The sequence below is a fragment of the Microbacterium sp. SD291 genome (assembly GCF_017355365.1).
Lineage (GTDB): Bacteria > Actinomycetota > Actinomycetes > Actinomycetales > Microbacteriaceae > Microbacterium.
Window position 1 is genome coordinate 1 of record NZ_JADIJR010000038.1, and the last position, 23,348, is coordinate 23,348.

21 protein-coding genes and 1 pseudogene are annotated in these 23,348 nt (G+C 69.7%); 6 read left to right on the forward strand and 16 right to left on the reverse strand.

Annotated features, from left to right (window positions below; translation table 11 throughout):
• Positions 1–401 precede the first annotated feature (401 nt).
• The 7 genes from IPV10_RS15160 to IPV10_RS15185 are packed head-to-tail and all read right to left on the reverse strand — an operon-like array spanning position 402 to position 6,675.
• Positions 402–1,238, reverse strand: coding sequence for an ATP-binding cassette domain-containing protein (locus IPV10_RS15160; protein ID WP_207485206.1), 837 nt, complete (start codon positions 1,236–1,238; stop codon positions 402–404).
• Positions 1,235–1,369 carry a hypothetical protein gene (locus tag IPV10_RS17240; protein ID WP_278249358.1) on the reverse strand — a complete coding sequence of 45 codons (135 nt, stop codon included), beginning with the start codon at positions 1,367–1,369 and terminating at the stop codon, positions 1,235–1,237. Before IPV10_RS17240 ends, IPV10_RS15160 begins: the two co-directional genes overlap by 4 nt.
• Positions 1,370–1,378: 9 nt before the next feature.
• The gene (locus IPV10_RS15165) at positions 1,379–2,086 is read right to left on the reverse strand and encodes an ABC transporter ATP-binding protein (protein ID WP_242685042.1); all 708 of its coding nucleotides are present in this window, start codon (positions 2,084–2,086) and stop codon (positions 1,379–1,381) included.
• Positions 2,086–2,970 (reverse strand): ABC transporter permease, encoded by an 885-nt coding sequence (locus IPV10_RS15170; protein ID WP_207485207.1) that lies wholly within the window; start codon positions 2,968–2,970, stop codon positions 2,086–2,088. Before IPV10_RS15170 ends, IPV10_RS15165 begins: the two co-directional genes overlap by 1 nt.
• Positions 2,967–3,917 (reverse strand): ABC transporter permease, encoded by a 951-nt coding sequence (locus tag IPV10_RS15175; RefSeq protein ID WP_207485209.1) that lies wholly within the window; start codon positions 3,915–3,917, stop codon positions 2,967–2,969. Before IPV10_RS15175 ends, IPV10_RS15170 begins: the two co-directional genes overlap by 4 nt.
• Positions 3,918–3,922: 5 nt before the next feature.
• Positions 3,923–5,566 carry an ABC transporter substrate-binding protein gene (locus IPV10_RS15180; RefSeq protein WP_207485210.1) on the reverse strand — a complete coding sequence of 548 codons (1,644 nt, stop codon included), beginning with the start codon at positions 5,564–5,566 and terminating at the stop codon, positions 3,923–3,925.
• A 56-nt stretch (positions 5,567–5,622) separates the two neighbouring features.
• Entirely contained in the window at positions 5,623–6,675 is a 1,053-nt protein-coding gene (locus tag IPV10_RS15185; RefSeq protein WP_307861155.1) for an amidohydrolase family protein, read from the reverse strand.
• Between the two features lie 112 nt (positions 6,676–6,787).
• On the opposite strand from IPV10_RS15185, the gene IPV10_RS15190 reads away from it, so the two are divergent.
• A complete protein-coding gene (locus IPV10_RS15190; RefSeq protein WP_207485212.1) occupies positions 6,788–7,462 on the forward strand; it encodes a FadR/GntR family transcriptional regulator in 675 nt (224 codons plus the stop codon).
• Positions 7,463–7,551: 89 nt separating this feature from the next.
• Here IPV10_RS15190 and purH read toward each other — a convergent pair whose 3' ends face one another.
• Genes purH through IPV10_RS15205 form a run of 3 tightly spaced genes read right to left on the reverse strand, consistent with a single transcriptional unit; the run spans position 7,552 to position 11,232 of the window.
• Complete coding sequence (gene purH / locus IPV10_RS15195; RefSeq protein ID WP_207485213.1) at positions 7,552–9,159, reverse strand: bifunctional phosphoribosylaminoimidazolecarboxamide formyltransferase/IMP cyclohydrolase; 1,608 nt, start codon at positions 9,157–9,159, stop codon at positions 7,552–7,554.
• 29 nt (positions 9,160–9,188) lie between these two features.
• On the reverse strand, positions 9,189–9,776 hold the full coding sequence (gene purN / locus IPV10_RS15200; protein WP_207485215.1) for a phosphoribosylglycinamide formyltransferase: 588 nt from the start codon (positions 9,774–9,776) through the stop codon (positions 9,189–9,191).
• Between the two features lie 43 nt (positions 9,777–9,819).
• A complete protein-coding gene (locus IPV10_RS15205) occupies positions 9,820–11,232 on the reverse strand; it encodes a DUF6350 family protein (RefSeq protein ID WP_207485217.1) in 1,413 nt (470 codons plus the stop codon).
• Between the two features lie 91 nt (positions 11,233–11,323).
• Here IPV10_RS15205 and IPV10_RS15210 point away from each other — a divergent pair, with 91 nt between their 5' ends.
• Entirely contained in the window at positions 11,324–12,781 is a 1,458-nt protein-coding gene (locus IPV10_RS15210; protein ID WP_207485218.1) for an NCS2 family permease, read from the forward strand.
• A 156-nt stretch (positions 12,782–12,937) separates the two neighbouring features.
• Here the strand turns inward: IPV10_RS15210 and sucD are convergent, their stop codons facing one another.
• Positions 12,938–13,840 carry a succinate--CoA ligase subunit alpha gene (sucD, locus tag IPV10_RS15215; protein WP_207485220.1) on the reverse strand — a complete coding sequence of 301 codons (903 nt, stop codon included), beginning with the start codon at positions 13,838–13,840 and terminating at the stop codon, positions 12,938–12,940.
• Between the two features lie 27 nt (positions 13,841–13,867).
• Positions 13,868–15,034: an ADP-forming succinate--CoA ligase subunit beta gene (gene sucC / locus IPV10_RS15220; protein WP_207485221.1), complete on the reverse strand. Its 1,167-nt coding sequence runs from the start codon at positions 15,032–15,034 to the stop codon at positions 13,868–13,870.
• A gap of 142 nt (positions 15,035–15,176) precedes the next feature.
• Between sucC and IPV10_RS15225 the strand changes: the two genes are divergently transcribed.
• Positions 15,177–15,839, forward strand: a complete 663-nt coding sequence (locus IPV10_RS15225) for a TetR/AcrR family transcriptional regulator (protein ID WP_207485222.1) — start codon at positions 15,177–15,179, stop codon at positions 15,837–15,839.
• A gap of 121 nt (positions 15,840–15,960) precedes the next feature.
• Positions 15,961–17,211 carry an acyl-CoA dehydrogenase family protein gene (locus IPV10_RS15230; protein WP_207485224.1) on the forward strand — a complete coding sequence of 417 codons (1,251 nt, stop codon included), beginning with the start codon at positions 15,961–15,963 and terminating at the stop codon, positions 17,209–17,211.
• Between the two features lie 101 nt (positions 17,212–17,312).
• Here IPV10_RS15230 and IPV10_RS15235 read toward each other — a convergent pair whose 3' ends face one another.
• Positions 17,313–17,822 (reverse strand): hypothetical protein, encoded by a 510-nt coding sequence (locus IPV10_RS15235; RefSeq protein WP_207485226.1) that lies wholly within the window; start codon positions 17,820–17,822, stop codon positions 17,313–17,315.
• 78 nt (positions 17,823–17,900) lie between these two features.
• Between IPV10_RS15235 and IPV10_RS15240 the strand changes: the two genes are divergently transcribed.
• Positions 17,901–19,352 (forward strand): NAD(P)/FAD-dependent oxidoreductase, encoded by a 1,452-nt coding sequence (locus IPV10_RS15240; RefSeq protein ID WP_207485227.1) that lies wholly within the window; start codon positions 17,901–17,903, stop codon positions 19,350–19,352.
• A 152-nt stretch (positions 19,353–19,504) separates the two neighbouring features.
• Complete coding sequence (locus IPV10_RS15245) at positions 19,505–20,548, forward strand: ATP-dependent DNA ligase (protein ID WP_207485229.1); 1,044 nt, start codon at positions 19,505–19,507, stop codon at positions 20,546–20,548.
• A gap of 75 nt (positions 20,549–20,623) precedes the next feature.
• On the opposite strand, the gene ligD is transcribed toward IPV10_RS15245, so the two are convergent.
• From ligD to IPV10_RS15260, 3 genes and pseudogenes are all read right to left on the reverse strand, one after another.
• Complete coding sequence (ligD, locus tag IPV10_RS15250; protein ID WP_207485231.1) at positions 20,624–21,655, reverse strand: non-homologous end-joining DNA ligase; 1,032 nt, start codon at positions 21,653–21,655, stop codon at positions 20,624–20,626.
• 75 nt (positions 21,656–21,730) lie between these two features.
• Positions 21,731–22,876, reverse strand: coding sequence for an SseB family protein (locus tag IPV10_RS15255; protein ID WP_207485232.1), 1,146 nt, complete (start codon positions 22,874–22,876; stop codon positions 21,731–21,733).
• A 72-nt stretch (positions 22,877–22,948) separates the two neighbouring features.
• Positions 22,949–23,348: pseudogene (locus tag IPV10_RS15260) on the reverse strand (ATP-dependent DNA helicase PcrA); the annotation flags it as partial.

Consider the following 23,348-nt stretch of genomic DNA (forward strand, 5'->3'; position numbering starts at 1 on the left):
CCCTCTGCTGGTACCACCACCGCTCCCTGGACCACTCCGAGTGGGAGATCCGCATGGCAGACGGCATCCCGCAGATCCGAGGACCGGCCTGGTGGGACCGCCACCGGAAATGGCGCACACCACGCCCCAGCATCCGCTCGTTCACGCCCGCGCGCACCTGACGAACCGAGCGCGGTCGCAGAGTGGAGTGGGCGACCGGCTCTGCTCGGATCATGCCGTCATCGAGGCGTGTTGTCGCAACGACGCATCGAGACACGGGCATGAAGGTCTCGTCCTCGGCAGCCTGCCAGTGAGGCGGCCGGCCCCTCCGGTCGTTGAGCGAGCACAGCGAGACGAAACGCCCGTCTCAGTCGCACGCCCTAAGGCCACGGACCCCGATCCCGCTTCGCTCCTCCCCCTCCTCAGCTGGCGAGACGCTCGCGGCGCACCGGCTTCCAGCCCGCACGCGGCACCGCCGCCCGCAGCGCACGCGTGTACGGCTGCACGGGGTTCGCGAGGATCTCCGAGGTCACTCCGGCATCCACCACCTTCCCCTGCTCCATCACGATCATGCGATCCGAGATCTGGTTCACGACGGCCAGGTCATGCGAGATGAACAGGTAGCTCACCTTGCGCTGCGCCTTGATGTCGCTGAGCAGGTTGAGGATCTGCGCCTGGATCGAGACGTCGAGCGCAGCCACCGCCTCATCGAGCACGATCACTCCGGGGTTCGCGGCGAGCGCCCTGGCGATCGCGACGCGCTGGCGCTGACCGCCTGAGAGCTGATGCGGGAACTTCTCCCAGAACCGCTCGCCGAGCCCGACGCTGTCCAGGATGTCCCGCGCGGCGGCCCTCGCGGCCCTCGCGCTGTCGGCCGCCGGGGAATGCAGCGCCACCGACGAGCCGATGATGTCGACGATGCGCTGGCGTCCGTTCAGCGACGAGTACGGATCCTGGAACACGTACTGCACCTCTCGCGCCCACCGCCGCCGGTCCGCCAGGCGGCGAACGCTCTGCGCACGCGATTCGCCGCGGACCGCGAGCTCCCCGCCGGTGACCGTCTCCAGACCGACGAGCATCCGGGCGACCGTGGTCTTGCCGGAACCCGACTCGCCGACGATCGCGAGGCACTCGTCCTCGAAGAGCTCGAACGATACATCGTCGACCGCCACGATCGGCTCGCCCTTCGAACCCCGCGGGGCCGGGAAGACCTTGCGGAGATTGCTCGCGATGATGATCGCCTCGCCTGTCGCGCTCATACCTGTGCCTTCAGCTGCTCGTGGATCTCTCGGTTGTAGGTGAGGACGGGAAGCCGGTCCACCCGCTCCTCGATGCTCGGACGGGCGCCGAGCAGCTCGATCGTGTACGGATGCCGCGGCGACTCGTACACGTGCGGACCCTATTCGACGATCTCGCCGGCGTACATCACGGCGATCCGGTCGCAGCAGGCCGCGGCGAGCTCGAGGTCGTGCGTGATGAACAGGAGCGAGAGCCCCCGTGCCTTTCGCTGCTCCTCGATGATGGCCATCACATCCGACTGGGCGGTGACGTCGAGCGCCGTGGTGGGCTCGTCCGCGAGGATCAGCTTCGGCTCGGCGAGCAGGACGCTCGCGATCATCACGCGCTGCAGCAGACCGCCCGACAGCTCATGCGGGTACTGACCCAGCCGCGACTCCGGGTTCCTGACCCCGACCTCGTCGAGAAGCGCCACGGCACGCCGGTCGGCCTCCCGCTGGTCCAGGCCACGATCGCGGACCAGCACCTCGGTGAGGAAGTCCCCCACCTTGTGCACCGGGTTCACGTGCGCGCGCGGATCCTGGAAGATCATGCCGACGTCGGTCTGCCGGTAGCGGCGCAGCGCCGACGGCGACATCCCGAGTACCGAGGTGCCGTCGAACTCGATCGCCCCCGTCACCGTGAAGTTCGGGTCCAGCATCCGGGTGATCGCCCTGGTGGTGAGTGACTTGCCCGATCCGGACTCGCCGACCAGGCCCAGGGCCTCGCCCTCGCCGATCTCGAAGGAGACGCCGTTCAGCAGCGTCTGCCGGCTGCGTCGCAGGTGCACGGTGGCGTGCACGTCGTCGACGCGCAGAAGTGGTCTGGTCATCACATGCTCCTCGCGTTCGAGGTGAGGCGGTCGCCGAGGACGGTCACGCACCACACGATCAGGATGATCAGGGTTCCCGCGGCGATGGCCTCACCCGGGTACCCGCGCAGGGTCGAATCGAAGCCGCTCTTGACCATGAGGCCGAGGTCGGCCGTCGGCGGCTGGACGCCGAGCCCGAGGAACGACACCGCAGCGAGATCGATCACCGCGAAGCCGAGCGATGACACCGCCTGAGCGATCACGATCGGCTGCACGTTGCGCAGGATCTGCGTCGTGGTGATGCCGAACCCAGAGTGTCCCTGCAGCCACGCCGCGGAGACATAGGGCAGGTTGCGCTCGCGCAGTGCGGCGCCGCGGACGACCCTGGCCACGTACGGGATGTACGCGACCGCGAGACCGCACACGACGGTGATCAGGCTCGGCCCCCAGATGGCGACCGAGATGAGCGCGAACACGATGCCGGGGACCGCGAAGAGGATGTCGAGCACCCACACGATCACCGCGTCCACCCGTCCGCCGCACCACGCCGCCACGAGCGCGAGCGCCGTGCCGACGACGGTCGAGAGCAGGATCACCAGACCCGGCCCCGCGAGCGTCACCTGCGCGCCGTACATCAGCCGGGACAGGATGTCGCGACCGAGGGCGTCGGCCCCGAGCAGGTGAGCAGCGGACGGACCGCTGAGCGCCGCGAACAGATCGGGCGTGTTCGGGTTCGAGGGTGCGAGCACCGGCGCGAAGACTGCCGCGATCACGATGATGGTCAGCACGGATGCCGCGATCACGCCGATCACGCCGAGCCGGTCGAGGATGCGGCGGATCATCGGCTCCCGGCCGCGCAGGGCATCGTCCTTGGCGACGGCGAGCGTGGTAGTCCTGAGGCTCATCGCTTGCTCCCGAGCTTGATCCGCGGATCTATGAACGTGTACAGCACGTCGACGATCGCGTTGACGACCACGAACGCGACGACGAGGACGAGCACGACCGCCTGCACGACCGCGAAGTCCCGCTGCAGGATCGCCTTGACCAGGAGTGAGCCGAGGCCGTCGAGCGCGAAGACGTTCTCGACGACGACGGCGCCGGCGATGAGCGTCGCGATGGTGAGGCCGAGCACGGTCGTGATCGGGATGAGCGCGTTGCGCAGCACGTGACGACGCACGATGAGGCTCGGCGAGAGCCCGCGCACGGTCGCGGTCTGCACGTGCTCACGCGTGCGCTCCTCGTTCACCGCGGTCTTGGTGATCCGGGCGAGGTACGCCGCGCTCGCGACGCTGAGTGCGATCGCCGGCAGCACCAGATGCCAGAGCGTGTCGAGCCCGCCGGATCCGACCCCGAAGGTCGGGAACCAGCCGAGTCCGACGGCGAACAGGCTGATCAGGGCGACGCCGACCACGAACACAGGAGTCGACAGGCCGACAGCAGCGAGCGTGGAGACGACCTGGTCGATCCATCGGCCGCGGAGCGCCGCCCAAGTGCCGGCGAGGATGCCGACGACCGCGATGATCACCGCGGCGAGGGAGACGAGCGCCGTCGTCGTCCCCGCCCGCGAGATCAGCAGGTCGGCCACCGGCTGCCGGTAGACGAGAGAGCGGCCGAGGTCGCCCTGCACGACGTCGCCGAGCCAGGCCACGTAGCGCACGATGAACGGATCGTTCAGGTGGTACTGCGCGGTGACGGCGGCGATCTGCTCCGGCGTCCCGCCGCGCGGACCGAGGATGAAGGCAAGGGGGCTGCCCGGTGCGAGGTACAGCAACCCGAACACGAGGAACGAGGTCACCAGAAGCACCAGCAGCAGCCCCCCGAAGCGCCTCAGAAGGAAGGACGCGAAGGACATGTGACTTACTCGGTCCCGCCGATCGAGACCGCCCACGGTGCGTAGAGGTACGCGAACGAGGGAACGGCGCCGGAGATCCGCGTGCTCTGGATCATCGTGGTCGGCTCGTACGCGAGCGGGATCCACGGCAGAGCCTCTGTGACCTTCTTCTGGATGTCGATCACGAGCTCGGCACGCTCCACGTCATCCGTCGTCTGCAGCGCCTTGCTGATCTCGGCATCCGCGCCGTCCCAGCCGATGTAGTCGTGCGAGTTGGTCGACTCGAAGAAGCTGTACACGCCGAGCGGGTCGGCGAAGTCGGCGTAGTTCGTCGTGAAGAAGCCGTCCAGTCCCTCTCGCGCCGCCGGGTCGAAGTACAGGTTGCCGAACTGCTCGACGGGGATGACCTTGGTCTCCACGTTCAGCCCGATCGACTGGCCCGCCGCCTGGATGACGCTGGCGGTCTGCTCGTGCACTGCGGAGCTGCCCTGAACCGCGAGCACGATCGGCTCCTTCGGGGAGCCGGCCTCCTCGACGAGACTCTTGGCGGCTTCGAGGTCCGCCTCGACGCCGAACTCCTCGAACGCCGAGGCGAAGGAGTCCTCCTCGTAGCCCCACGTCGCGGGTCCCGCGATGGTCGGCGCGGGGATGGCTGCACCCTGGAACACGACCTGTGCCAACTGCGTGCGGTCGATCGCGAGCGACAGCGCCTGGCGGATCTTCTCGTCGCCGAGGCCGCCGTCCTTGCCGATCGGCGCGAGCGTCCAGAACACGAACGACTCGCCGAACGTGGTGGTGACGTTGTCGCTCTTCTGCAGCTGCGACAGGCCGGCAGGCGGCAGGTAGAAGAACTGCCCGTCGACGTCACCCGTGCTCAGGGCGTTGATGGCGGTGGACTCGTCGGCGATGAAGCTGAACGCGATCTGCTTCGCGAGCGGTTTGACCTCGGCGTTCCAGTAGGCGTCGTTGCGCTCGATGACGAGGCTCTTGCCCGAGTCCCACTTGGCGACCTTGTAGGGCCCCGTGCACTGCAGGTTGCCCTTCGGCGTGCCGAATGCATCCCCGTCTGCCTCAACCGCGGCCCTCTCGACGATCGCGCCGGCGGCGGAGCCCATCGCCTGCGCGAACAGCACGTCCGGCTCCGACAGGGTGACGGTGACCTCGAGCGGACCGGTGACCTCGGCCGATGCGACGTTGCTGAAGTAGTCCGACCAGTAGGTGCTGGAGTCGGGGCCGATCTGGCGCTGCAGCGAGAACGCGACGTCCTCGGCCGTGAGCGGGTTGCCGTCCCAGAACGTCACACCCTCGCGGATCGTGTAGACGTATGTGGTGTCGTCGGGCTGTTCGACCTTTTCGGCGAGCCCCGGCTCGAGCGACAGATCCGGCTTCATGCGGAGCAGGCTCTCGCAGAGGTTGGCCGTGGCCGTGTTCTCCGCGTAGTTCCACGCGAAGATCGGGTCGAGCGAGGACGGCTCATAGGGCAGGTTCCACTTCACCTCGTCGATCGGCTCCGTTCCGGCGGGCGTGGTGGTCGCCAGCTTGCTGAGGTCCAGGTCGAGCGAGGCGGGCCCGGAGTCGCCCTTGTCTGCCGGTCCGGCACATCCTGCGAGGGCCAGGGCTGCGACGGCCAGGGTGGCCGCAGAGCCGATTGCTGTCTTGCGAAGAACCACGAGAACTCCTGTGTTTTCGGGTAGAGGGTTGATGTGAAGGGAGCGGGGGATTGTTCTCAGAGCACGCGGCCGTGACGGATGACGCGTGCGGGTGCGGGACGATCGACGATGAGCTGTGCGATCGAGGGGGAATCGAATTCGAGGCGGGTGGCGCTCGTGGCGTCCACCTCGACGTCCAGGTCGGGGATGCCGAGCATGCGGCCGCCGTCGACGGAGGCGATCCGGCAGCAGCGCTCCAGTTCGGCATCCGTGATCGCGCCGGTGCGGTATGCGAGCAGATGCGCCCGGTCGACCATGCTCCCGGTGCCGAACGGCGACCAACTGTCGCGGACGCCGTCCGACCCCGCTGCGAGCTGCACGCCGTGCGACTCGAACAGGTCGAGATCCGGGACGGGATCGGGGCCGAGCGCGCAGGTCGTGATCCAGAGCCGCGCCTCGGCGACGGCGTCGAGCGTCTCCGGCAGCGAAGGGAGCGACGCGTCGCACAGGGCGAACGCGTGGCTCACGGTGACGGCCCCCTGCATGCCGGCGGCGCGGGTGCGCGCCGCGATCTCCCGGATCTGCGCGAGGCCCGCCTCTCCCCCGTCGTGCAGGTGGATGTCGAGGTCGCGACCGCTGCGCCCGGAGAGGCCGAACACCGCGTCGAGGTGACCGGCGACATCGCCGTCCCGCCCGAGCGGGTCGATGCCTCCGACGACATCGGCGCCCGCATCGAGCGACGCGGCCATGAGGTCGAGGGTGCCGGGGTTCGTGAGCAGCCCGAATTGGGGGAAGCAGACGATCTGCACCGTGAGGTCGGGGCCGACACGCTCGGCTGCGGCCCGCACGCCCTCGACATGGGCGAGACCGACCTCGGTGCCGACATCGACGTGGGCGCGCATCGCCAGCGTGCCGTTGCGCAGCGCATGGCTGAGCAATGCGTGCGCGCGCTCTTCGACGGTCCGGCCGTACTCGGACAGCGCCAGGACGTTGTTCGCGATCAGATCGTCGAGAGTCGGCGCCGGGCGGCGCCTCATCCAGCGGTCTCCCCAACCGGTCTTGTCGGGATGGATGTGCGTATCCACGAGACCCGCGACCACCAGCGGTTGAGGTTCGATCAGTGCTGCCACGTGCTTGCGGGCTCCTTCGGCGTCCTTGCCTGATTTGCCAGCGGATAGCTGATCATCAGATTGTATGACGAATTTGGCCCCAATGTCACCCCAGTTGCGAGAGAATGTCTCCGTGGAACCGATTCAGCGTCGCTCGCTGGTCGACACAGTCGTCGACCGCCTCCAGTCCGAGATCACCTCGGGGTCATGGAGCGTCGGCCGCCGCATCCCCACAGAGGCCGAACTCGTCGCGCGCCTCGGCGTCAGTCGCCCCTCGGTGCGCGAAGGCGTTCGCGCTCTCGTCCAGCTCGGCCTGCTGGAGACCCGACAGGGCGACGGCACCTATGTCGTCGCCAGCGACCCGACCGATGTGGCGCTGCGCCGCGCACTGCACCACGCAGACCCCCGTGAGGTCCTCCGCGTCCGCCGCGCACTCGACGCCCTCGCCGCCGAGGAGGCTGCGGAGAACCGCACCGCCGAGAACCTCACCAGGATCGAGACGGAGGTCGTCGCCCGCCGTGAGGCCGCGATCCGCGGCGACGCCGACGCCTTCATCCACCATGACGTGGAGTTCCACCTGGCCGTGGTCGAGGCGTCGCACAACGCCCTGCTCGAGGGCATCTACGCGAGTTTCGTCTCGTCGCTGCGCAACGCGGTGTCCCAGAACGCCGCCGGGTCGATGTCGATCGTCGAGACCCAGGCCGACAAGCACGACCCGCTCTTCCACGCCATCCTCGATCAGGATGCCGAGGCGGCACAGGCCGCCGCCCTCAACATCGTCGAGCGCTCCCGCAGCTTCCTGCGCTGACGGCAGGCTGCGCCCCTGAGGCACACAGGCCCGGACGCGCAGGCGCCCCGCCGACGGCATCGGCGGGGCGCCCTTGCCGAGAGCGGCGCTCAGTGGAAGAAGTGGCGCTCCCCGGTGAAGAACATCGTCACGCCGGCCTTGCGCGCAGCATCCACGACCTCCTCGTCACGCACCGAGCCGCCGGGCTGGACGATCGCCTTGATGCCGGCGTCGATCAGCACCTGCGCGCCGTCGGCGAACGGGAAGAACGCATCGGACGCCGCGACAGATCCTGCCGCGCGGTCTCCGGCGCGCTCGACCGCGAGGCGGCACGAGTCGACCCTGTTGACCTGGCCCATGCCTACGCCGACCGTCGCGTTGCCCTTGGCGAGCACGATCGCGTTCGACTTGACGGCGCGGCAGGCTTTCCACGCGAAGATCAGGTTCGTCATCTCCTCATCGTCCGGACGCTCACCGGAGACGAGCTCCCAGTTCTTCGCGACGGAGTCGATGTCGTCGGGGAACCGGTCGGCGTCCTGCAGCAGCAGCCCACCGGAGACGAGCCGCACATCCATGCGCTCCTGCTGCCAGTCCTCCGGCAGCTGCAGCAGACGCAGGTTCTTCTTCGCCTTGAAGACCTCGAGCGCCGCCGGCTCGAACGACGGCGCGACGATGACCTCGGTGAAGATGTCCTTGAGGTTCTCCGCCATCTTGAGCGTCACGGTGCCGTTCGCGGCGATCACGCCGCCGTAGGCGGACACCGGGTCGCACTCGTGCGCGCGCAGGTGGGCGCTGGCGATCGGGTCGAGGGCGTTCGGCGCGGTGGTGGCGATGCCGCAGGGGTTCGCGTGCTTGATGATCGCGACCGCGGGGAGCACCATGTCGTAGGCGGCGCGCAGCGCGGCATCCGCATCGACGTAGTTGTTGTACGACATCTCCTTGCCCTGCAGCTGGGTGGCCTGGGCGATGCCGTGGCCGCCCGCGCGGGTGTAGATGGCGCCTCGCTGGTGCGAGTTCTCGCCGTAGCGCAGCGTCGCCAGGCGCTCCGCCTGCACCGTGAGATGCGCCGGGAGGTCGCCCTCGTCGTTCAGGGTGCCTTCCGCGAACCAGGAGGCGACGGCCGTGTCGTAGGCGGCCGTGTGCGCGAAGGCGCGGGCGGCGAGCTCACGGCGCTGCGACAGCGACGTGCCGCCGGCGCCGATGGCCTCGATGACCGCGGCGTACGAGTCGGGCGACACGACGATCGCGACGTTCGCGTGATTCTTCGCCGCGGCGCGCACCATGGCGGGCCCGCCGATGTCGATCTGCTCGACGACGTCGTCACCGGTCGCACCGGAGGCCACGGTCTCGACGAACGGGTACAGGTTCACGACGACGAGCTCGAAGGCCTCGATCCCCAGCGTCGCGAGCTGGGCCTCGTGGTCCTCGAGGCGCAGGTCGGCGAGGAGCCCGCCGTGGATCTTCGGGTGCAGGGTCTTGACACGCCCGTCGAGCATCTCGGCGACGCCGGTCACTGCTGCCACATCGGTGACCTCGAAGCCCGCCTCGCGGATCGTCGCCGCAGTGGAGCCGGTCGAGACGATCTCGGCCCCGGACTTCGCGAGAGCTTCGGCGAGCACGAGCAGATCGGTCTTGTCGCTCACCGAGACGAGTGCGCGGCGGATCGGGACGGCGTCGCGATCGCGGTAGAGCGAGGCGTCGTGGCGGGGGCCGGCCATGGGAGGGCTCCTTCGTTGCGGGGGTCGGGTCAGGATGCTGCGGACAGCGAGAGCTCGCCGGACGCGATGCGACGCACCACATCGATGAGCAGTCGGCGTTCGACGGGCTTGATGCGCTCGTGCAGGGAGTGCTCGGTGTCGCCGTCGAGGATCACGACGCGCTCCTGCGCGAGGATGGGGCCGCTGTCGACGCCGTCGTCGACCACGATGACGCTCGCACCGGTCTCCCGCACGCCGGAGGCCAGCGCGTCGCGGACGCCGTGCGCGCCGGGGAACTCTGGCAGGTACGCCGGATGCGTGTTGATGAGCCGAGGCGAGTACTCCGCGACCAGCGCGGGAGGCAGCAGGCGCATGAGGCCGCTGAGCACCACGAGGTCGGGCTTCCAGACGGCGAGCTGACGGCCGAGTTCCTCGCCCCACGCCTCGCGGCTGTCGTGCTCGTGCCACGGCACCGTGAAGCTGGGGATGCCGAACGCCTCGGCATGGGCGAGGCCTTCGGCCTCGCGATCGGCGCCGACCACGACGACCCTGGCGGGGAATTCGGGGTGGCGAGCGGCCTCGAGGAGGGCGCGAAGGTTCGAGCCGGTGCCCGAGATGAGAACGGCGACCGTGAGCACGCGCCCAGTCTACCGGGGCGAGGGCGCCGGCCCGACCCGGAAGTCAGCCGACCGGATCCGCGGGATCGCGCGGCGGGATGCGGAAGCCGCGAAGCTCGTCCAGGGGCATGGTGTCTTCGTGCGAGGGCGCTTCGCCGGCGAGCGGAGCACCGGCGGCGGCATCCTCTTCGCCGTCCGGCCTCTGGCCGGGAGACGTCATCTGGCCGGATGCCGTCATCTCGGCGATCCAGCGATCGGTGCGCTCCTCGGCGAGCTCATCGCGGTGCCGCGGCGACAGCAGCAGGATCGCAGCCCCGATGAGCACCTCGCCGCCGAGGGCGAGCGAGAACGGCAGAACAGAGGGCCCTGCCTCGGCGAGGCGCCCCGGCCCCATCGAGCCGCCGGCCAGCACTGCGGCGAGCGCGGCGGCTCCCGCCGTCAGCACGCCGATGCCGGCCGAGATCGCGGCACGAGGAGCGAAGCCCAGCGGGGTCTCCTCCCAGACGAGCCTCGAGCGCACCGTCCATCCGGCGAACGCGCCGGCCGCGATCGGGACGAGCACGACCACCAGCATCCAGATCGAGCTGTTCTCGGGAAGCAGGCCGAGGATCGGGAGGCCCGGGACGACGCCGAGCTGCGTGCCGGCCGGAGACACCGCGGTGCCGGTCCCCACGGCGAACCCTGGTCCCGCGAGCCAGGAGGCGGCCCACACGATCATCGTCGGCAGGTACGCGAGATTCCCGAGGGTGATCACGACGGCACCGAGCACGTCGACCCTCGCGGCCTCGAAAAGCGCGACTGCCTCGCCCGCGCGCAGGAGCGTCATCAGCGCGACGGAGACGGCGGAGGCGCCCACCACGCCGACGAGCGCGACGGCGGCGCCGCGGACGGCCGCGGCCGGAACGGGCCCCCAGTCACCCCAGGAGTCGACCACGTCGTGCACCCGGTCGAGGACCCCGCCGTCACCGTCCTCCCAGGCGACGCGCACGGCGCCGCAGAGCGCTCCGGCGAGGTAGACCGCGAGGGGGATGACGATCGCCGGCAGCATCGACACCTGTGCGGCCCCCAGTCGCGCGGTGAGCGCCACGCCCACGCCGATCAGACCGAACGCGGCAGCGCCCGAGGCGCTGCCGAGCAGCCACGCCCCTGAATGCGCCGCGCGCGCTCCGGAGCGGGCGGCGAACAGGAGTGTGAACACCAGGAAGGCGAGCGGCGCCACCGACAGCGTGAAGCTCGCGGCGTCCGCGGCGATGCCTGTGGCGCGCAGCACGTCATCAGGCACGGCGACCTCGACCGGCACGCCGTGCCCGAACTGCCAGAGCGTGCCGGTCAGCGGCCACAGGGCCCCCCAGTCGGCGGTCACGCCGAACGCGAGCGTCCACAGCAGAGTGAGGGGCGCCAGCAGGACCGCGAGTCCGGCGGCGGCCGCGATGGCGGCGTCGATGGCGGCGAGAAGCGCGACGAGGAGGCGTTGCATGTCGATTCGAGACTACGACGAGAACCCTGTACCCACCTGGGGACGCGCGCGGCACCGCCGACACGATATCGTCTCCAGCGGAGGTTTCCCGATGACAACTGCCACATCCCCCGCCCCGGTCGCATCAGAGCCCAAGAACGCTCTGGACCGCTTCTTCGAGATCAGCAAGCGCGGATCCACGCTCAGCTCCGAGATCCGAGGGGGCGTGGTGACCTTCGTCACGATGGCCTACATCGTGATCCTCAACCCGATCATCCTGTCCGGCTCCGCGGACGTCGCGGGAGACACCCTCGACTTCGGCGCCGTCGGCGCGGCGACCGCACTGACCGCGGGCGTCATGACGATCCTGTTCGGTGTCATCACGCGCCTGCCGTTCGGCTTCGCCGCCGGCCTCGGCATCAACGCGTTCGTCGCGTTCTCCGTCGTCGGTCAGGTCACCTGGCCCGAGGCGATGGCGCTCGTGATGATCAACGGCATCATCATCGTCCTGCTCGCCGCGACCGGCCTCCGCAAGATGATCTTCGACGCAGTGCCGTTCCAGCTGAAGATCGCGATCACGGTCGGCATCGGGCTCTTCATCGCCTTCATCGGACTCGTCAACTCGGGCTTCGTGACGGCCACCGGCGCAGCGTCGCCGCCCGTCGGCCTCGGCATCGGCGGCTCCGTCGCCACCGTCCCGACGCTCCTGTTCGTCATCACGCTCGTGATCACCGGCATCCTGATCGCACGGAAGGTGCGCGGCGGTCTCCTGATCGGCCTCGTATCTGGCACCGTCCTCGCCGTGATCGTCGAGGCCGTGTGGCATCTGGGCGCCGCGGCGGACGGCAACGCCGGCGGCTGGGGACTCACCGTGCCCGCGCTCACGGGTGTGCCCTTCAGCCTCCCGGATCTGAGCCTCGTCGGCGCTGTCGACTTCAGCTTCGACTTCAGCAAGGTCAGCCTGCTGGCGATCGTGATGATCGTGTTCACCCTCGTCTTCTCCAACTTCTTCGACGCGATGGGCACCATGACGGGCCTCGCCAAGGAGGCCGGCCTCGCGGACGAGCGCGGCGACTTCCCCCGCATCAAGTCGGCGCTGATCGTCGAGGGCGTCGGCGCGATCGTCGGCGGTGGCACGTCGTCGTCGTCGAGCACCGTGTTCATCGAGTCGGGCGCCGGCATCGGAGAGGGCGCGCGCACAGGATTCGCGAGCCTCATCACCGGTGGCATGTTCCTGCTGGCGATGTTCCTCACGCCGCTCACCTCGATCGTCCCCACCGAGATCGCGGCGGCCGCGCTCGTGATCGTCGGCGCGATGATGATGGCGCAGATCAAGTACATCGATCTCACCGAGTTCGGCGTCCTGCTGCCGGTCTTCCTGACCGTGACGGTGATGCCGCTGACCTATTCGATCGCCAACGGCATCGGCGCCGGATTCGTCAGCTGGGTGCTCGTCCAGGCGGCCTCCGGCAAGGCGCGGACCGTCAGTCCTCTGCTGTGGATCGTCGCCGTCGGATTCGTGCTCTTCTTCGCACGGGGCCCCATCGAAGCGCTCTTCGGCGTCGCCTGACGCGCCGACGGAAGGGGACGGATGCCACGGCATCCGTCCCCTTCTGCGTGGCCGCAGCATCCGTCGGCCGTCGTGCGACGGACGCCCACCTGTTCGCGGGCACGAAAGAAGGCCCCGGAGTGGAGTCCGGGGCCTTCAGATCAAGCGTAACTCAGCTCAGAGCGATTCGATCACCGCACGCATCAGGGCGGCCGTCTCGGACGGCGTCTTGCCGACCTTGACTCCGGCGGCCTCGAGGGCCTCCTTCTTCGCCTGAGCGGTGCCGGCGGAGCCCGAGACGATGGCGCCGGCGTGGCCCATGGTCTTGCCCTCCGGAGCGGTGAATCCCGCGACGTAGCCGACGACGGGCTTGGTGACGTTCGCCTTGATGTAGTCGGCCGCACGCTCCTCGGCGTCGCCGCCGATCTCGCCGATCATGACGATGGCCTTGGTCTCGGGGTCGGCCTCGAACGCGGCGAGCGCGTCGATGTGCGTAGTGCCGATGACCGGGTCTCCGCCGATGCCGATGGCGGTCGAGAAGCCCAGGTCGCGCAGCTCGAACATCATCTGGTACGTCAGCGTGCCCGACTTCGACACGAGGCCGATCGGGCCCTTGCCGGTGATGTTCGCCGGCGTGATGCCGACGAGCGCCTCACCGGGGGTGATGATGCCGGGGCAGTTCGGGCCGATGATGCGGGTCTTGTTGCCCTTGCTCTGGGCGTAGGCCCAGGCCTCGGCCGAGTCGCCGACCGGCACGCCCTCGGTGATCACGACGAGCAGCGGGATCTCGGCATCGATGGCCTCGATCATCGCGTCCTTCGTGAACGCACCGGGGACGAAGGCGATCGACACGTCGGCGCCGGTCTCCTTCATGGCCTCGGCGACGGAGCCGAAGACGGGGAGCTCGACTTCGCCCTCGTGCGGCTTCTCGTGGGTGACGGTGGTGCCGGCCTTACGGGCGTTCACACCGCCGACGATGTTCGTGCCCGCCTTGAGCATGAGCGCGGTGTGCTTGGTGCCTTCGCCGCCGGTGATGCCCTGGACGATGACCTTGGAGTCCTTGTTGAGGTAGATCGACATTTCTTCAGTCCTTGTGTCTCTTGGGCGTCAGGCGTTGGCGAGCTCGGCGGCCTTGTCGGCGCCTTCATCCATGGTGGCGGCAAGGGTGACGAGCGGGTGGTTCGCCTCCGCGAGGATGGCGCGCCCCTCCTCGACCTGGTTGCCGTCGAGTCGGACGACGAGCGGCTTGGTGGCCGCGTCGCCCAGGATCTCGAGCGCCTTCACGATGCCGTCCGCGACGGCGACGCACGACGTGATCCCGCCGAACACGTTGACGAACACGCTCTTGACCTGCGCGTCGCCGAGGATGACGTCGAGGCCGGCTGCCATGATCTGCGCGTTGGCGCCGCCGCCGATGTCGAGGAAGTTCGCCGGCTTCACGCCGTTGTGGTTCTCGCCCGCGTAGGCGACGACGTCGAGCGTCGACATGACAAGGCCTGCGCCGTTGCCGATGATGCCGACCTCGCCGTCGAGCTTCACGTAGTTCAGGCCGCTCGCCTTGGCCTTGGCCTCGAGCGGGTCTGCGGCGTCCTTGTCCTCGAGCGCCTCGTGCTCGGGGTGGCGGATCTCGGAGGCGTTGTCGTCGAGCGTGACCTTGCCGTCGAGGGCGATGATGTCGCCGTCCTCGGTGCGCACGAGCGGGTTCACCTCGACGAGCGTGGCGTCCTCGCCCTTGTAGACGTCGAAGAGCTTCACGAAGACATCGGACACCTTCTCGACCAGGTCCTCCGGGAAGTTCGCGGCGCGAGCGATCTCGACAGCCTTCTCCTTGTCGATGCCCGTCAGCGGGTTCACCTCGACGCGGGCGAGAGCCTCGGGGCGCTCGACGGCGAGCTCCTCGATCTCCATGCCGCCCTCGACGGAGCAGAGGGAGAGGTAGGAGCGGTTGGCACGGTCGAGCAGCACGGAGAAGTAGAACTCCTCGGCGATGCGCGCACCCTGCGCGACCATGACGCGCTTGACGACGTGCCCCTTGATGTCGAGGCCGAGGATGGCCTTGGCCGCCTCATACGCCTCGTCGGGGGTCTTCGCGACCTTCACGCCGCCGGCCTTGCCACGACCACCGGTCTTGACCTGAGCCTTGACGACCACGACGCCGCCGATCTTCTCCGCGGCTGCCTTCACCTCCTCGGGGGTGTCGGCGACGATGCCGGCGAGGACCGGCACTCCGTACTTCTCGAAAACGTCTCGTGCCTGGTACTCGTACAGATCCACTGTGTTTCCTTCACTGGGATTCGGCCTGGTGATTCTCTCGATGTCGAGACATCGTCCAGTCCCCCAGCCTACTACCTCCCCCCGAGCCGCCCAGCGGGACGCAAGCCGTCACAGGGCGAGCCTGACGTCATAGGCTTCTGCCATGCGAGACTTCCCCGAACCGCGCGCCGTCGTCGTCGCCGCCGCGCTCGAACTCTTCCAGGCGCAGGGGTTCGACCAGACCTCCGTCGAGCAGATCGCCAAGGCCGCCGGCGTCTCGCGATCCACGTTCTTCCGGCAGTTCGGAGGCAAGGAGGACGTGGTCTTCGCCGACCACGAGGTGCTGATCGAGCAGCTGCGCGAGTTCCTCGCCGAGGGGCATGACGATCCGTGGGGCGCCGTGTGCGCGGCATCCGAGTTCGTGTTCGCGCATTTCGCGCACGACCCGGAGCTCGCCAGGCGCCGCTATCAGGTCGTGCGTCAGGTGCCGGTGCTGCGCGAACGCGAGATCATCACGGTGTTCCGCTACGAGCGGCTCTTCGACGACTACCTTCGCAGCGCCCTCCCCGGCGTCGACCCGCTGGATGCCGTCGGCTTCGCCGCGCTCGTGACCGCCGTGCACAACCACGTGCTGCGCCAGCTCCTTCGGGGCAAGAAGAAGATCCCCGTCTCCACCCTGCAGTCGGCGCTCGCCGACGTGCGCCGACGATACGGCGTGCACCAGGATGCGACGGCGGGCGCACCGGATGACGTCGTCGTCGCGGTCTTCCCCCGGTCGATGCCCGTGGCGGAGATCACGCGGAGGCTGCGCGCCCAGCTCGACTGAGCGCGCAGGCCGCCTTCGGCTCTTCGCGCGCGGACTTCGCGCGGGCACTGACCTCGCGCACCCGAGGTCGTGAAACTGAGTGTCGAGGAGTACGATACTTAGTGCCACGAAGGAGTCCCCCATGAGCACCGAAGCTTCTGCATTCCCCGGCGAGCGCGTCTCGTCGTACGACATCACCGGGCGACAGGACAGCGACTACTACGCGGTCTTCAGCGACATCCCGGCGGACGACCGGACGGCGTGGGATCGCGCGAAGGCCTACATCGACGAGGTCGGCCCGCAGATGGCGGATGCCTGGGACCGCGCCGAGTACCCGCTGGACGCCGCCCGCCGGATGGGCGAGATGGATCTGGTCGTCGACGGCATCGAGCATCGGCTGCTCACGCGTCTCTCGCCGCTCGCCGCCGGCCTCGTGAACATGGAGATCTCCCGCGGCGACGGCTCCCTGGGAACAGTCCTCGCGGTGCAGGGCGGGCTCGCCCTCCGCACGCTCGCGCTGTTCGGCTCCCCCGCGCAGCAGGAGAAGTGGCTCACGGCGCTCGCCGACGGCTCCGTGTTCGGCTCCTTCGCCCTCACCGAGCCCGACCACGGCTCCGACTCGGTCTCCCTGGAGACGGTCGCGCGGCGCGACACGACTGCGGACGGCACCGAGCACTGGGTGATCCGCGGCGCGAAGAAGTGGATCGGCAACGGCGCCTCCGGAGGCATCACGTTCGTGTGGGCCCGCGTCGACGACGAGACGGCGGCCGAGCACGGCGCCGTCCGCTGCTTCCTCGTCGAGCAGGACTCCCCCGGTTACACGGGCACCCCGATCCGCGGCAAGGCCTCGCTGCGTGCGATCCATCAGGCGCACATCGTCCTCGACGACGTCCGCGTGCCGCTGGACGCGGTGCTCCCCGGCACCAGGAGCTTCAAGGACGCGTCGACCGTGCTGTACGCGACGCGCTCCGGAGTGGCCTGGTCGGCGCTCGGGCACGCGACCGCCTGCTACGAGGCCGCCCTCGCCTACTCGCAGGCGCGCATCCAGTTCGGCAAGCCGCTGGCGAAGTTCCAGATGGTGCAGGAGCGCCTGACGCACATGCTCGAGGATCTGACCGCGATGCAGCTCTACTGCCGCCGCCTCGCGGATCTCGAGAACGCGGGCGAGCTGCGCCCCACGCAGGCGTCACTCGCGAAGTTCCACAACACGCGCGCGGCGCGCCGGGTCGCCGCCACCGCACGCGATCTGCTCGGCGGCAACGGCATCCTGCTCGAGAACGGCGTCATGCAGCACATGGCCGACATCGAGGCGATCCACACCTACGAGGGCACCGAGAGCGTGCAGGCGCTGCTCCTCGGACGCGACATCACCGGGATGAGCGCGTTCGCCTGACCCGCCTCTCGACTCACGGGAGCGCCCACAGCTCGCGAGACTTCACGAATGTCACGAAATCCACGTGAGAACGTGACATTCGTGAAGTCTCGCGGGCCGGGTCACTCGCAGCCGCAGGCGCCCGACGGCCCCTTGACCATGAAGCACGTGTCGCACACGCCGTAGTCGCGCTCGGCGAGGTTCGTCGCCCGCTCGGCCCTGGCCGCGGAGACCTTCGGTGCGGCCCCGGCGGTCGCGGTGCGCACCCGCGACGGATGCTTCGAGCGCGAGGGAGCAGCGACGATGAACTGGCTCGGGTGCGACACGTAGAAGTACGGCGGGCGGCCTTCGCTCGGCTGCATCCGGAGGGTCGTCGCACCCACCACGATCTGCTCGTCTTCAGTGAAGCCGTTGGTGTACGTCTTGCCGATGTGCAGGGAGGCGCCGTCACCCCCTCGGATCGCCTCGATGTAGCGGCCGCGGTCGAGGAGGCTCGTGACGCCGACCTGGTTGAGGACGGCGGCGATGAACTCGTAGTCCTCGACGGCGATGCGGTGCGCACGGAGCGCCTCGGGCAGCGAGCGGTACGGGCGGGAGGTTCCTGCGGGGGTCGGCCCCTGGACTTCATTCATATCCCTTCCAGGATCGCACGTTCTGAGGCGTTCGCCGACCCCATCCTCTGCGGCGGGCGGCCGTGGAAGACTTGCAGCATGGCTCGTGCGACGATCATCGGCTCCGGCCCCAACGGACTGGCGGCGGCCGTCGCCCTCGCAAGGGCGGGCTACGGGGTGCGCGTGCTCGAAGCCGCGGACGCGATCGGCGGCGGCACCCGCAGTGCCGAGGCGACCCTGCCCGGGTTCGTGCACGACGTCTGCTCGGCCGTGCATCCCGCCGCGCTCGCGTCGCCGTTCTTCCAGGCCTTCGGGCTCGCCGAGCGCATCGACTGGATCCGCCCGGACATCTCCTACGCGCACCCGCTCGACGGCGGCCGCGCCGCGATCGCATGGCGCGACATCGAGCGCACCGCGGCGGGACTCGGCGCGGATGAGCGGGCATGGCTGGTGCTGCTGCGCCCGCTGAGCACGCACATCGGGGGCGTGGTCGACTTCACCGGCAATCAGATGCTCCGCGTGCCCGCGGAACCGGTCACGGCCCTCCGCTACGGATTGCGGATGTTGGAGCAGGGCACGCCGCTCTCCCGCCGTGCGTTCCGCACCGAGGAGGCGGCGGCGCTCCTCTCCGGGGTGCTCGCCCACGCCAACACCCCGCTGCCCTCCCTCTCCGGCGCCGCGGCGGGCCTCCTGCTCGCGGCTCTCGGCCACGCCGGCGGCTGGATGCACCCGCGCGGCGGATCGCAGCGGATCGCCGATGCCCTGCGCGACGATCTCGAGGCGCACGGAGGCGTGGTCGAGACCGGCGTGCACGTCACGGATCTCGCGAGCCTCGACTGGGGCGACCCGTCGCGCGGCGACGTCCTGATGCTGAACACGTCGCCCCGCCTCGCGCTCACGCACCCGGACGTCCCCGCCGGGTTCGCGCGCGCGGTCGGGAGCTACCGGTACGGGCCCGCCGCCGCGAAGGTGGACTTCGCCCTCGACGGCCCTGTGCCCTGGATCCACACCGACGTCGCCCAGTCGCCGACGGTGCACCTCGGCGGCACGAGCGACGAGGTGCGGGCGAGCGAGAACGCGGTCGCGAAGGGGCGCGTCAGTGACCGCCCGTACGTGCTCACGGTGCAGCCGTCGGTGTTCGACCCGACGCGCGCGCCCGAAGGCAAGGCCGTGCTGTGGGCGTACATCCACGTTCCGCAGGGCTCGGGCCTCGATCCGACCGAGCTCGTCACCCGGCAGGTGGAGCGCTTCGCCCCCGGTTTCCGCGACCGGATCCTCGCCAGCCATGCGGTTCCGGCGTCGTCTCGCGAAGCGGTCAATCCGTCGGACATCGGCGGCGACATCCTCGGCGGCTCCTTCACCGTCCTGCAGGCGCTGCGGCGCCCCACGTTCGGCGTCGCTCCCTGGCGCACGCCGATGCGGGGCGTGTACCTCGCCTCCGCGTCGACCCCGCCGGGGCCCGGAGTCAATGGCCTCGCCGGCTGGCACGCCGCACGCACCGCCCTCGCGGATGCCGGGACTCCGGCGACCCTCGACGAGCTGTTCGGCTGAGCCCCGCCGCTGCCACAACTCCGCCTGCCACAACTCCGGAGATCCACTCGGCTACTTGACGAATTCCGCGGAATACCGCGGGCGGATGCGGCGCAGCTATCCGGATCTCCGGAGTTGTGGCGATCGATTCACGACCCGGCCAGGATGGAGTCATGCGCTACGAGATCCCCGCCCCGATGCTGGCGAAGGCCGCGGCATCCGTTCCCGACCCGGCGAAGACGAGCGGCGGGCTGCTGTTCGAGCCGAAGTGGGACGGCTTCCGCGGGCTGATCGCGTGGGACGGCGAGACGGTGGAGATCGGCTCGCGCGGGGCGAAGCCGCTGACCCGCTACTTCCCTGAGCTGGTCGAGGTCATCCCAGAGATCCTCCCGGGGCCGTGCCTGCTCGACGGCGAGATCGTGGTCGCCACGGGTCCTGCCGGCGCGCAGCGGCTGGACTGGGAGGCGCTGAGCCAGCGCATCCACCCGGCGGCGTCGCGGGTCGCGAAGCTCTCGGTCGAGACCCCGGCGATGTTCATCGCCTTCGACCTGCTGGCGGTCGGCGACGAGGACCTGCTGTCCGTCCCGTTCGGGCAGCGCCGCGAGCGGCTCGAGGCGCTGATGGCCGGCGTCACGCATCCGCTGCATCTCACCCGCACCACCCGCGATCGCGGCGACGCGGTGCGATGGCTCGCCGAGTTCGAGGGGGCGGGTCTCGACGGCGTCGTGGCGAAGCCCCTCGATCAGCCCTACGCCCCTGGCAAGCGGACGCTCGTCAAGATCAAGCACGCGCGCACCGCCGATGTGGTCGCGCTGGGATACCGCGTCCACAAGTCCGGCTCCGGGGTCGGCTCGCTTCTGGTCGGCCTCCACGACTCCGACGGGACGCTGCGTCAGGTCGGCGGCGTGGCCGCGTGGAGCGACGTCAGGCGGCAGGAGCTCGTCGAGGAGCTGGCTCCCCTGGTCGAGCGCGACGATTCCGGCGCGGCGATCACCGGCGAGGGCGAGAGGTCACGGTTCAGCGGCGCGAAGGACGTGTCCTTCGTACGGCTGCGGCCGGAGCGCGTGCTCGAGGTCCGCTACGACCAGCTCGAGGGCGCCCGCTTCCGGCATACTGTGCAGTTCGAGCGCTGGCGTCCGGATCGCGACGCGCGCTCGTGCACGTACGACCAGCTCGACACCGTCGCCGGTTACGACCTGGCCGACGTCCTCACCTGACAAGACCGTCTGTTTGCGCCGAATGTATGCTCCCGGCCCTCCGGAACGTGTACTCGGCGCAAACAGACGGGTGGCTCACTCGTCCCAGTTCGCGGCGACCTTCTTGCTCGGCTGGACGCGCGGCGGCTCTCCTGGCATCTTCGGGAACTCGGGCGGGAACGGCAGCTCGCCGAGACCGTTCTCCCTGTCGCGCTCCCACCACTCCAGCAGCGTGTCGATCCGGCCGGCGCTCTCGTGCATCCCGGCCCACGGGTCGCCCACCTCTGCGAGCCGCTTCGGGATGCTGCGCACCGTGAACCGCACGGGGTCCACCCCGTCGAGCTCCTCCCAGCGCACCGGCGTCGACACGGTCGCGGCAGCGAGCGCCCGCGGACTGTAGGCGCCGGCCATCGTGCGATCGCGGTTGGCCTGGTTGAAGTCGATGAAGATGCGCTCGCCGCGCTCCTCCTTCCACCAGTTCATGGTCACCTGATCCGGCATCCGCCGCTCGAGCTCCCGGCCGGCGGCGATCACAGCGTGCCGGACGTCGAGGAACTCGTGCGTCGGCTCGATCGGGGCGAACACGTGCAGGCCGCGGTTGCCGCTGGTCTTCACGAATGCCTCGAGACCGGCCTCGCTCAGCACCTCCCGGAGCGCGTGCGCGGGCGCGATGGCGTCGTCGAAGTCCGTCCCCGGCTGCGGGTCGAGGTCGATGCGCAGCTCGACGGGGTTGTCCGGGTCGGTCGCGAGCGACGCCCACGGGTGGAACACGATCGTGTTCATCTGCGCGGCCCAGACGATCGCGGATGGCCGGTTCAGGACGATCTGCGGATGCTGCCGCCCGCTGTTGTACGTGACCATCACGGCATCCACGTAGTCAGGGGTGCCCTTGGGCGGGTTCTTCGAGAAGAAGCCCTCGCTGCCGATGCCGTCGCGGAAGCGCTGCAGCGACACCGGCCGGTTGCCGTTGGCCTCGAGGAACGGACCGCTGACGAGCTGGAAGTACTCCGCCAGCTCGGCCTTGGTGATCCCCGGTTCCGGCCAGACGGCCTTGTCCGGGCTGGAGAGCACGACCTCGCGCTCTCCGTCCTGGTCGGCGACGGTCAGGGTCACGCGTTGAGAGGCCATGATCCGACCCTAGGATGCCGGTCGGCCCGGCGGAAGACCCGCGCGAAGCCCCACGGCCCCGAGCCGCCCCCGGTCTCAGTCGCCGAGGTCGACGGCGAGGACCAGCACAGGACCCAGCGCATCGCGCTCGACGACCAGCGTCGGGCCTGCGGGGTCGAGGACGACGCCAGCCATCTCCGAATGCCCGGAGAGCACCTTCGCCAGCTGCTCGGGCTCGAACGGGAGCGGACGGTCGCCGCGGCCGAGGGCGAGCACCTCAAGCGGGTGCGAGAACAGCTGGAGGAACCTCTTGCCGTCGGGGGTCTGCGCCTCCGCGATGCCGACCTGGCCGGTGCCGCTGCCGTCGTTCACCGCGACCCACATGCGCTTCTTCGCGAGGGCCTCGCCGACCTTCACCGCAGTGTCCTGCTCGCGGGGAGAGGAGACGAGCGTCTTGATCGTCATGTCCGGGTCGCCCTGCTCGAGGGTCTTCTGGAGCAGCTCGGTCGGGAAGACGACCCGGTGCGGCGCCGAGGCGTTGTCGACGATCAGTCCGGCGAACTCGCCCGCGACGACCTGCTGCAGCACCGAGGTGACGGGCTGCGCGACGGCGGATGTCGCGGTGGGGTCGTCCTCGAGCCGCACGGAATCGCGGACGGCCGCCGCGGAGCTGAAGGCGAGCATGAACTGGCGGTCGCCGTCACGGACGACCGCGACCGAGAGCGGCTTGCCCTCGCTGATCTGCGCCCGGGCGTCGCCGTTGACCCGGATGTACAGGTGCCCCTGCAGCGCCTGGCGCATCACGCCGAGCAGCTGCTCGTTGCTCGCGCCCTGCTCGATCTGCTTCAGCGCCTCGCGGAGCAGCACGTTGTCCTTCATGCCTGCGACGGTCTCGGTCTGCTCCGGCGGCGCCGCGGGTGCGAGCGGCAGCTTGCGCTCCTGGTCCGCGGCGGGCTCGATGGGCTGCGCGGATCCGCTCGGAGCGGATGCCGACGGCGCCCTCTGCGCCGCAGGCTTCGCGGCGGGAGCCTGCGGGTCAGGCAGCGAGACCTCGGGTCCTGCCTCCGCACCCACGCCACGGAACGCCTGCACCGAGATGCCGACAGCCGGGGCGGGCGCCGACTCCTCGGGCGTCTCGACGTCGGCGGGCGTCTCCTGCTCCGGCGCGGCGTCTGCCGGCACGGCGGAATCTGGTGCGACGACATCGTCAGCGGACTTCTTGCGGCGGGAGAAGAGGGCCATATGAGCCAGCCTAACCCGCGTCGCCCGAGTGTTGCATCGACGCCGCGGTCCCGTGTCCGGGCGTGCCGCGGGCTAGATCTTCTCGATCGGCGCGACCTTGATGAGCAGCTTCTTCTGTCCGGCGGTGTCGAAGCGCACATGGGCGATGCGCTTCGCGCCTTCACCGGTCACGGCATCCACCCGACCCTCACCGAAGTCGGTGTGGCGGATGCGGTCACCCGCGGTGAGCTCGAGATCGCCGTTGTCGCGGACCTTCGCCGTCACCCGGTTCGGGAACCGGTCCATCGCCGTGGACAGGGGCTTCAGGGAGTCGCGACCAGGCAGCGGCTTCACGCCGAAGCGATCCCCCGAGCCGGAACCCGCCCCCGACCCGCCGAACCCCCCCCCACGTCGCGCGTTCAGCGCCCCCGACTGCATCCCGCCGCCCGAGTTGACGTCGCCCGGCGACTGCCGCCCGTCGATCACACCGGCC

What these genes read in the sequence shown, in the direction of transcription:
- IPV10_RS15205 (WP_207485217.1), bottom strand. Translation starts at nt 11,232, where the DNA reads ATGCAACGCCTCCTCGTCGCGCTTCTCGCCGCCATCGACGCCGCCATC.
- IPV10_RS15175 (WP_207485209.1), bottom strand. Translation starts at nt 3,917, where the DNA reads ATGTCCTTCGCGTCCTTCCTTCTGAGGCGCTTCGGGGGGCTGCTGCTG.
- IPV10_RS15255 (WP_207485232.1), bottom strand. Translation starts at nt 22,876, where the DNA reads ATGGCCCTCTTCTCCCGCCGCAAGAAGTCCGCTGACGATGTCGTCGCA.
- ligD (WP_207485231.1), bottom strand. Translation starts at nt 21,655, where the DNA reads ATGGCCTCTCAACGCGTGACCCTGACCGTCGCCGACCAGGACGGAGAG.
- IPV10_RS15170 (WP_207485207.1), bottom strand. Translation starts at nt 2,970, where the DNA reads ATGAGCCTCAGGACTACCACGCTCGCCGTCGCCAAGGACGATGCCCTG.
- IPV10_RS15160 (WP_207485206.1), bottom strand. Translation starts at nt 1,238, where the DNA reads ATGAGCGCGACAGGCGAGGCGATCATCATCGCGAGCAATCTCCGCAAG.
- IPV10_RS15235 (WP_207485226.1), bottom strand. Translation starts at nt 17,822, where the DNA reads ATGAATGAAGTCCAGGGGCCGACCCCCGCAGGAACCTCCCGCCCGTAC.
- IPV10_RS15225 (WP_207485222.1), top strand. Translation starts at nt 15,177, where the DNA reads ATGCGAGACTTCCCCGAACCGCGCGCCGTCGTCGTCGCCGCCGCGCTC.
- IPV10_RS15165 (WP_242685042.1), bottom strand. Translation starts at nt 2,086, where the DNA reads ATGACCAGACCACTTCTGCGCGTCGACGACGTGCACGCCACCGTGCAC.
- IPV10_RS15210 (WP_207485218.1), top strand. Translation starts at nt 11,324, where the DNA reads ATGACAACTGCCACATCCCCCGCCCCGGTCGCATCAGAGCCCAAGAAC.
- IPV10_RS15240 (WP_207485227.1), top strand. Translation starts at nt 17,901, where the DNA reads ATGGCTCGTGCGACGATCATCGGCTCCGGCCCCAACGGACTGGCGGCG.
- sucD (WP_207485220.1), bottom strand. Translation starts at nt 13,840, where the DNA reads ATGTCGATCTACCTCAACAAGGACTCCAAGGTCATCGTCCAGGGCATC.
- IPV10_RS15245 (WP_207485229.1), top strand. Translation starts at nt 19,505, where the DNA reads ATGCGCTACGAGATCCCCGCCCCGATGCTGGCGAAGGCCGCGGCATCC.
- IPV10_RS15230 (WP_207485224.1), top strand. Translation starts at nt 15,961, where the DNA reads ATGAGCACCGAAGCTTCTGCATTCCCCGGCGAGCGCGTCTCGTCGTAC.
- purH (WP_207485213.1), bottom strand. Translation starts at nt 9,159, where the DNA reads ATGGCCGGCCCCCGCCACGACGCCTCGCTCTACCGCGATCGCGACGCC.